Below are 4,346 nucleotides of genomic sequence, written 5' to 3'. Positions count from 1 at the left end.
ATCGGGATCGGATTCCGTAAAGTCGCTGCCCGGTAACATCAGCGAGGTGGAGAGCATCGGCTCGCCCAGCGTCTCGAGAAGCGCCTGAGCAATCGGGTTTGACGGCACGCGCATCCCGATGGTTTTACGTTTTTCCTGCAGCAGGCGGCGCGGCACCTCTTTCGTCCCCTTGAGGATAAAAGTGTAATTACCCGGCGTGTTATTTTTGATCAACCGAAACGCCACGTTATCCACGTAGGAGTAGGTCGATAACTCAGAGAGATCGCGGCACATCAGGGTAAAGTTATGCCCGTTAGGCAGGTTGCGGATCCGGCAGATACGCTCCATCGCGTTTTTGTCTTCGATCTTACAGCCCAGCGCATAGCCTGAGTCAGTTGGATAGACAATAACGCCACCCTTACGCACGATCTCCACGGCCTGATTAATCAAACGCGGCTGCGGATTGTCAGGATGGATATAAAAAAATTGGCTCATACTACCCTCTCTTCAATTGGCGTTGGCTGCTCCCAGAGGTGCCACACCGGCTCGACACCGGCGGGTAACCAGAGCTTGCGTCCCAGCTCTATCCAGGGACAAGGCTGATGAAAATCAGAGCCCTGGGAGGCAAAGAGTCCATACTGGCGGGCATATTCAGCCAGCTGACTGCGCTCGTTGGGTGCCTGCTGACACTGAGCGACTTCCATCGCCTCTCCGCCGTGTTCGGCAAAGTAAGCCAGCAGACGTTTCAGCCATTTGGCGGAAAGGTTATACCGCCCCGGATGGGCCAGTACCGCCTTACCACCAGAATGATGAATGACATCAATAGCTTGTTCTATTGTACACCACTGGGGAGGAACGTATCCGGTTTTCCCGCGGGCGAGATATTTTTTAAACACATCCGCGATGTTATTCGCTTTCCCGGCTTCAATCAGAAAACGGGCAAAGTGGGCGCGGGTCACCGCCCCGCCATTCGCCAGACGCAGGGCCCCTTCCCACGCGCCGGGAATATGCGCTTTCTCCAGACGTTCGGCGATCATCTCTGCCCGCTGTACACGCCGCATCTTTTGTTCATCCAGGAACGCACAGAGGGTCGGGTTCTCAATATCGATGTTTAACCCGACGATATGGATCTCGTGGTTTTCCCAGACGGTGGAAATCTCCACGCCGGTGATTAAGGTCAGGGGCAATCCGCTGCGGGCAATTTCCGCCCGCGCGGCCGCAATGGCCTCGGTGGTGTCGTGATCGGTAATGGCCAGCGTACCCACGCGCATCTCATGGGCACGATGGACAAGCTCTTCAGGCGTAAGCAGGCCATCGGAGGCCTGGGTATGGCTGTGTAAATCATAAATCACTGCGTAATTCGTGTCGCTCAAAGCGGCTCCCGTCACTGCTCGTCAATATCTGCGCCGCCATCATAACGGCATGTGGTGAAATTCTGAAATCGGGGGTTGACAATAAGCTATCGAACTAGTTAACTAGTACGCAAGTTCACTCAACGAGGTATCTGGAAATGACCGCACATTTTTCTCTGCATAGCTGGTGGCGCACCTCCTGAATTGTCGGGCAGTGTCGTACGTCTGCGTCATGCATACAGATACCTGGCCCGCCACTGAGCGGGCTTTTTTATGAACAGAATAAAGAGAACAACATAATGCAAACAGCCAAACCGAACCTTGAACTGCTGACCCGTGAGGCGGCCTATCGCCACAATCCCACAGCCCTGTTCCATCAGGTGTGTGGCGCCCGTCCTGCCACGCTGCTGCTGGAGTCGGCGGATATCGACAGTAAAGACGATCTGAAAAGCCTGCTGCTGGTCGACAGCGCCCTGCGCATCACCGCCCTGGGCGATACCGTCACCCTGAAGGCGCTTTCTGAAAACGGTGCGGCCCTGCTGTCGCTGCTGGATGATGTCCTGCCCGCGGGCATTGAGAACGAACATCGCCCGGACCAGCGGATCCTGCACTTCCCGCCGGTGAGCCAGCTGCTGGATGAAGATGCCCGCCTCTGTTCTCTGTCGGTGTTTGATGCCTTCCGCCTGCTGCAAAACCTGGTGAACGTACCGGAAAGCGAGCGCGAAGCGATGTTCTTCGGCGGGCTGTTTGCCTATGACCTGGTGGCCGGTTTCGAAGAGCTGCCGGAGCTTGAGCAGGGCAACCGCTGCCCGGACTACTGCTTCTACCTGGCGGAAACCTTACTGGTGATCGACCACCAGAAAAAATACACCCGCATTCAGGCCAGCCTGTTTACCCCGTTACTGGCGGAGAAGCAGCGCCTGGAGCAGCGCATCGCCCAGCTGCAGGAGCAGATGAATGAAGCCCCGCCGGAACTGCCGGTGCAGCGCGTGGAGCAGATGCGTTGCGACGTCAGCCAGACGGACGACGAGTATGGCGTGGTGGTGCGCCAGATGCAGAAAGCCATTCGCGCAGGCGAGATCTTCCAGGTGGTGCCGTCCCGTCGTTTCTCCCTGCCCTGCCCGTCTCCGCTGGCGGCCTACGACGTGCTGAAGAAAAGCAACCCCAGCCCCTACATGTTCTTTATGCAGGATAACGATTTTACGCTGTTCGGCGCCTCGCCGGAGAGCTCCCTGAAGTACGACGCCACCAGCCGCCAGATTGAAATCTATCCCATTGCCGGAACCCGTCCGCGCGGTCGTCGCGCCGACGGCTCACTGGACCGCGATCTGGACAGCCGCATTGAGCTGGAGATGCGCACCGACCAGAAAGAGATGTCCGAGCACCTGATGCTGGTGGACCTGGCCCGTAATGACCTGGCGCGCATCTGCACCCCGGGCAGCCGTTACGTCGCCGACTTAACCAAAGTGGACCGTTACTCTTTCGTGATGCATCTGGTCTCCCGCGTGGTGGGCGAGCTGCGTCAGGATCTGGACGTGCTGCACGCCTACCGCGCCTGCATGAACATGGGCACCCTGAGCGGCGCGCCGAAAGTCCGCGCCATGCAGCTGATTGCCGAGGCCGAAGGCCGTCGTCGCGGCAGCTACGGCGGCGCGGTGGGCTACTTCACCGCTCATGGCGATCTGGATACCTGTATCGTGATCCGCTCCGCCTACGTTGAAGAAGACATTGCCACCGTCCAGGCGGGCGCGGGCATCGTTTTCGACTCCGTTCCGCAGTCTGAAGCTGACGAAACCCGTAACAAGGCCCGCGCGGTACTGCGCGCCATTGCGACTGCCCATCACGCACAGGAGATTTTCTGATGGCTGACATTCTGCTGCTCGATAATATCGACTCCTTTACCTATAACCTGGCGGATCAGCTGCGTGCTAACGGTCACAACGTGGTGATTTACCGTAACCATGTCCCGGCCCAGACCTTAATCGACCGTCTGGCCACCATGCAAAACCCGGTGCTGATGCTCTCCCCGGGGCCTGGCGCGCCGAGCGAAGCAGGCTGTATGCCGGAGCTGCTGACCCGCCTGCGCGGCAAGCTGCCAATCATCGGTATCTGCCTGGGCCATCAGGCGATTGTAGAGGCTTATGGCGGCTACGTCGGCCAGGCCGGTGAGATCCTGCACGGGAAAGCCTCCAGCATTGAACACGACGGCCAGGCGATGTTTGCCGGGCTGATGAACCCGCTGCCGGTGGCGCGTTATCACTCGCTGGTGGGCAGCAATATCCCGGCGGGCCTGACTATTAATGCCCATTACAATGGGATGGTGATGGCGGTGCGTCACGACGCGGACCGGGTTTGCGGGATGCAGTTCCATCCGGAATCCATTCTGACCTCCCAGGGCGCGCGCCTGCTGGAGCAGACCCTGAACTGGGCGCTGCAGAAACTGGAGCAGACCAACACTCTGCAGCCGATTCTGGAAAAACTCTACCAGGCGCAGACCCTGAGCCAGCAGGAGAGCCACCAGCTCTTCTCCGCCGTGGTACGCGGCGAGCTGAAGCCTGAGCAGCTGGCCGCGGCGCTGGTGAGCATGAAAGTGCGCGGTGAACAGCCGCAGGAGATTGCCGGTGCCGCCACCGCCCTGCTGGAAAACGCCGCCCCGTTCCCGCGCCCGGACTACCTCTTCGCGGATATCGTCGGTACCGGCGGTGACGGCAGCAACAGCATCAACATCTCCACCGCCAGCGCCTTTGTCGCTGCCGCCTGTGGGCTGAAGGTGGCGAAGCACGGCAACCGCAGCGTCTCCAGCCGTTCCGGCTCGTCGGATCTGCTGGCCGCCTTCGGGATTAATCTGGACATGAATGCGGAGAAATCCCGCGATGCGCTGGACGAACTGGGCGTCTGCTTCCTGTTTGCACCGAAGTATCACACTGGCTTCCGCCATGCCATGCCGGTGCGTCAGCAGCTGAAGACCCGCACCCTGTTTAATGTGCTTGGACCGCTGATCAACCCGGCGCTCCC

Annotated in this window: 4 protein-coding genes and 1 other annotated feature; of the genes, 2 read left to right on the top strand and 2 right to left on the bottom strand. The window is 59.3% G+C overall.

Annotation, left to right across the window (positions count from 1 at the left end; all coding sequences use genetic code 11):
* Nucleotides 1-474, bottom strand: a 474-nt coding sequence (locus tag WFM46_RS22985; RefSeq protein WP_336998635.1) for an L-threonylcarbamoyladenylate synthase, incomplete at its 3' end; no start/stop codon positions are given.
* The gene (gene rnm, locus WFM46_RS22980; RefSeq protein ID WP_263950702.1) at nucleotides 471-1,352 is read right to left on the bottom strand and encodes an RNase RNM; all 882 of its coding nucleotides are present in this window, start codon (nucleotides 1,350-1,352) and stop codon (nucleotides 471-473) included. The genes WFM46_RS22985 and rnm, both read right to left, overlap by 4 nt.
* Nucleotides 1,353-1,510: 158 nt before the next feature.
* Nucleotides 1,511-1,606: a sequence feature (Trp leader region), on the top strand.
* A 24-nt stretch (nucleotides 1,607-1,630) separates the two neighbouring features.
* Here rnm and WFM46_RS22975 point away from each other — a divergent pair.
* Nucleotides 1,631-3,193, top strand: coding sequence for an anthranilate synthase component 1 (locus tag WFM46_RS22975; RefSeq protein ID WP_336998634.1), 1,563 nt, complete (start codon nucleotides 1,631-1,633; stop codon nucleotides 3,191-3,193).
* On the top strand, nucleotides 3,193-4,346 hold a 1,154-nt coding region (trpD, locus tag WFM46_RS22970), incomplete at its 3' end, for a bifunctional anthranilate synthase glutamate amidotransferase component TrpG/anthranilate phosphoribosyltransferase TrpD (RefSeq protein ID WP_336998633.1). The genes WFM46_RS22975 and trpD, both read left to right, overlap by 1 nt.

Source organism: Leclercia sp. M50, assembly GCF_037150775.1.
Lineage (GTDB): Bacteria > Pseudomonadota > Gammaproteobacteria > Enterobacterales > Enterobacteriaceae > Enterobacter.
This window is presented reverse-complemented; position numbering and strand designations above follow the sequence as displayed.